Origin of the sequence: Candidatus Desulfatibia sp. (genome assembly GCF_036446775.1) — a bacterium.
GTDB lineage: Bacteria > Desulfobacterota > Desulfobacteria > Desulfobacterales > UBA11574 > Desulfatibia_A.
Genome location: NZ_JAZFTO010000204.1, coordinates 1 through 2134, shown reverse-complemented (window position 1 = coordinate 2134; position 2134 = coordinate 1). Strand labels below are relative to the sequence as shown.

Here is a 2134-nt window from a genome sequence, read left to right as displayed (position 1 = left end):
GCACGCAAGGCCCCGGTTGATTTCATCAGGCCGGGCAAACCTTTGCCAATTATTAAAATACCGGGGCTGGCTTTCAAAATATCCTGAATGTCATCCACATCAACAGAATGCCCGCGCTTTCGCCACCATTCAGGAACAACCTTCCCCTGGACAATTTTCATATCATTGGTGTATCTTACGCTATTAACAACAATATTTCCGAAAGAATATTGTTCTATCATAATATTGAGCTAAAATTTAGATAGATCGAACTCATCTCTTTTTTTTAAGAATCGACCCGCTCTTTTAACTCTTTCCCACATTTGAAAAAAGGCAGTTTCTTTGGTGCAATCAGAACCTGTTTCCCGGTTTTAGGATTCCTGCCGGTATACGCCTTGTAATTTTTGACATAAAACGAACATAATCCCCGGATTTCAACTCTGTCACCGTTTGCTAGAGCGTTGGACATTTCGCCAAAGAATAGATTCACAAGTGACTCAGCTTCTGATTTTGTGATTCTGGCTTCATTTTTAAGGGCTGTGATGAGATCTGCTTTGTTCATGGGCTCCTCCTGAAAAATTAATAAAAGTAATAAAAGTAATAAAAGTAATAGCCTAAATTATTGATTATAAAATGTCAATGCATTCTAGCGCGTTAGTGAAAATCTTTACTAAAAAAATAAGATTCTTGCATTGATTGACTTCACAAGCATGCAATACAAACAAATAAAGTACAGGATCACCGCTTTTCCATCTCGATGGTTTTGCGCTCTTTGATGATCTTAGCCGCCAGCTCTTCTTCAGCCGGCAGATAGAGCTTGTAGCGCGGAACTGAAAGTTCTTTTGAAGAATTCATGGAAATAAGGGGTTAGGTCTGCTCTTGACTCTTTCAGGGCTGATTTCCCTCATTTTTTACTGTTTTTCGTCCTTTTGCCGTAAGCTTTTTGTTTTTCTTTTGCTGTGTATCCGATTTTCTTTTTGTTTTTTTGTCAGGCGGTTCCATCATTTGCCGAATTGCTTCGAATATGGTCTGAATGTGATCATCGTGCTTTTCCAAACGCTGTTCTAATTCCAAAAGTTTACCAGCCAGTTCTTTATGTGTTGCCGGCATTTCCCGGAGCCTTACAAAAGCTCGCATGATTGCAATATTTACTTCAATGGCACGTTTGCTTCTTAAGACACTCGCCAGCATGGCCACACCCTGTTCTGTGAAGGCGTACGGCAGGTATTTTGAATGTTGGCCTCTTTTGGAATCATAGCAAAAGATTATTTCTCAAGAGATATTACCACATTAATTACCACATTAAAGTAGTTAGTACCCAATTTCAATCCTTTCGCCGCCAACGGGCATCCCGCCCCTTTCCCAGCATTTCAAGACGACCTTCACTTCGCCACCGGTTCATAACCTTACGGATCATCTCGCGGCTGACATTAGGGCAGAGTCGTTCGATATCGGCGATACCAAAGGGACCGGTAACATGCTTCAGCGCATACTCGATAAGTTCGGATTTGGCTCCTCTAACCGGTCTTTGGCGGCCGGCCCGGTCTTCGAATTCCCGGGAGGCGGTTCGAAGTGTTGAGAGCCAATAGTTGAACCACGGGAATATATCATGCTCTTCCTCATGCCAGCCATAAGAGCTGCTTTTTAGCACTTCGTAATAGCTTTCTTTGGTCTGTTCCACAATTCGTTCATGGCTGATATAGCGGCCTACCGAATGGCCGTGATGATACAAAGCAAGCAGCGTTATCAAACGGGAAACACGGCCGTTTCCATCACGAAACGGATGGATGCAAAGAAAATCGAGCACCAGGCAGGCGGTCGCCAGAAGCGGTGTGACGTTAAGCTGGTCAACGGCCAGCCGGTTTCCTCTAAAAGATATCATGATTTTGAGTCTCCGTAGGGAGGAATATTTTCTCTAATCCGCATGGGTTGGGTTATACCTGCCGCCTCTGCGCTTTTTCATATTCCATTACGACCTGCATGGCAATGGCTTCTGTCCTCTCAATAGCAGAGTTGGCGCCATCAACTTCCCCTTCTATCGGCATATTTGCCGAAAATGAAGCGGCCGCGCCGCGTTTCATAAAATCGTGCCGCGATTTTATTTTTTGACCACCTTCCACTTGTTCAAAACCTGTTCGATCTTGACCACTTCTTC

5 protein-coding genes are annotated in these 2134 nt (G+C 43.7%); all 5 read right to left on the bottom strand.

Annotated elements, in window-relative coordinates; translation table 11 throughout:
* Positions 1 to 221: MTH938/NDUFAF3 family protein (locus V3S16_RS09955; RefSeq protein WP_413884536.1), on the bottom strand; the 221-nt coding region annotated here is incomplete at its 3' end.
* Positions 222 to 265: 44 nt separating this feature from the next.
* Positions 266 to 541 (bottom strand): HU family DNA-binding protein, encoded by a 276-nt coding sequence (locus tag V3S16_RS09950; protein WP_413884535.1) that lies wholly within the window; start codon positions 539 to 541, stop codon positions 266 to 268.
* 326 nt (positions 542 to 867) lie between these two features.
* Positions 868 to 1170, bottom strand: a complete 303-nt coding sequence (locus tag V3S16_RS09945; RefSeq protein ID WP_413884534.1) for a hypothetical protein — start codon at positions 1168 to 1170, stop codon at positions 868 to 870.
* Positions 1171 to 1303: 133 nt separating this feature from the next.
* A complete protein-coding gene (locus V3S16_RS09940) occupies positions 1304 to 1861 on the bottom strand; it encodes a Fic family protein (protein ID WP_413884533.1) in 558 nt (185 codons plus the stop codon).
* A gap of 52 nt (positions 1862 to 1913) precedes the next feature.
* A partial coding sequence (locus V3S16_RS09935) for a hypothetical protein (protein ID WP_413884532.1) occupies positions 1914 to 2134 on the bottom strand: 221 nt, incomplete at its 5' end.

Excerpts from the sequence above, each read along its gene's own strand:
- V3S16_RS09950 (WP_413884535.1), bottom strand. The coding sequence starts at position 541 with ATGAACAAAGCAGATCTCATCACAGCCCTTAAAAATGAAGCCAGAATC.
- V3S16_RS09940 (WP_413884533.1), bottom strand. The coding sequence starts at position 1,861 with ATGATATCTTTTAGAGGAAACCGGCTGGCCGTTGACCAGCTTAACGTC.
- V3S16_RS09945 (WP_413884534.1), bottom strand. The coding sequence starts at position 1,170 with ATGCTGGCGAGTGTCTTAAGAAGCAAACGTGCCATTGAAGTAAATATT.